At 28.7% G+C, this 1,957-nt stretch carries 1 protein-coding gene; it reads right to left on the bottom strand.

The features are described 5' to 3' along the window. Positions 1–105 precede the first annotated feature (105 nt). Positions 106–1,818, bottom strand: a complete 1,713-nt coding sequence (locus J2Z42_RS14295; protein ID WP_209703437.1) for an IS1634 family transposase — start codon at positions 1,816–1,818, stop codon at positions 106–108. Between the last annotated feature and the right edge of the window lie 139 nt (positions 1,819–1,957).

A 1,957-nucleotide genomic window follows, 5' to 3' on the forward strand; every position in this document is an offset into this window, starting at 1 on the left:
ATCTCATCTTTGACAGTTGAAGAAGATAAAAAGCTTGGAATCCTTTGATTTAAAAGGCTTTCAAGCTTTTAGAATATAACAAAAAAGTGCGTACTTTTTTTAGTTTTATGTATCTTTAAAAATTTTTTTCATTTGTTTTATACTTACAATCTGATAATCTGTTCGAAAACCAAATTTTTCGTGTAAAGTATCTGTAAAATCTGTTCTTGTGTAAGTAGGAACATATCCTTCGCCTTTGATTTTATAGAAATTCATATCTCTTAATCCAGAAATAATTTCAGAACAAGTAAATTTTTCGTCTAATTTTTTTTCTAATAATCTATATATTATAAGTGAAATGAAACATGTAGTAAAATGAGCTTTAATTCTATCATCACGTTGAAGATATACAGGTCTTGCTTTAAATTCGGTTTTCATAATTCTAAAACATTCTTCGATTTCCCAACGCTTTTGATTTACTTTTATTATGGCGGAAGCCTCGTCTTCTAAGTTAGTGCAAACTGCATAAAATCCATCAAATACAGCTTCCTGCTCAATTAGAGTAGTATCTATTCCTAGAATTTCTTTATTTGCTGCTTCACCATCTGGAGTGCAATGACTCTTTGTGATAAATCTTTTATAATCGTTAGAATTACATTTCTTTAATTTTGTAGGATTTTTATCTATTATGTGCTGAGCTCTTTCAACCTGTCGGTTACGAATATTAGATTGATAATTTTTATATTTAAAAGAAAATGTAACGATTAATTTTTGTTCTAAGCCATTTTCCTTAATCCATCGTTCTTTATAAAAAATATTTTTAAGATTTTTTTCTTCATCTAATTCATTAAGATTAAATGTTTGATTAATTCCACTAAGGCGCCAGCCTGTTGGGTCTAACGACCACTCTTTTAAATTTTTTCGTAATTTTTTTACAGACTGAGTTGTAATAAAAGAACGATTATTGGTGTTATTAAATTTTCTATTGTTGGTTGAAGCAAGTCCTGCATCAGTGCACACCACAAATTTAGAAAGTTTAAAATCTGATATAATTTTTTCTTCTAGAGGCTTTAAGGTAACTTGTTCATTGGTATTTCCATCATTTATACAGAATGCAAGAGGAATACCATCGCTGTCCATAAAAAGTCCCATTTGAACAATAGGATTAGGGCGATGTTCTTTTGAAACACCATATTGTTTTAATCCGTTTTCTTGCTCTATTTCAAAGAAATAGTTTGTACAATCATAATAAAGAATACCTTTTTTGCGGTCATATAGCTTTAAACTGTTATTATAAAGTTCAGATTGAATAAAATCAGCTTCGCTTGCTATTACCTCTAAAGATCTATAAATATGTTGAATATCAAAATCTGGTTGTTCAATAAATTTTTTTGATAATTCTTGCGTAGCAAGTTTTGAGGCTGGGAAAATAATTCTTCCATAAATCAATCTAGAAAGAATAGAATCTAGGTTGTATTTAAATTTGTGCTTATCACAAATCTTCTTGCAAATGCAGTCTATCTTAAGTTCATGATAGATTTTTTGAAGAAAAAGATATCCACCATTAAATGAGTGTTGTTCATCTTTAGAAATAATTTTAGATTGCTCAAAAGGAATAAGCATTTTTCTTGTTCCTTTTTTCTCTTTTTCATTTAAATTTTTAATATATTCTTTAGCCCACTCATATGGATCTGCACCATTAAGTTTTTCTCTCAATTCAGTTTCGGTTCCAAGTTTTTCTACAATCTTGGAAGAATTTGATTGAGTCTTGCTATTGTAAATAGATTTAATTACATATAGTGATGCTGAATTTTTAGATTTGCTTACCTTAAGTCTCATTTGGAATATCGCCTCCTTATACTTATATTATACCACAGTGCGACAAAGTGCGATATATTAAAATGAGAAAATTGACAAAAAAATAAGCCTATATCAAGGTTTTCAAGGAAAATTTATTTATACAACTGTCAAAGACCCG

The organism is Clostridium algifaecis, assembly GCF_017874415.1.
Classification (GTDB): domain Bacteria; phylum Bacillota; class Clostridia; order Clostridiales; family Clostridiaceae; genus Clostridium_B; species Clostridium_B algifaecis.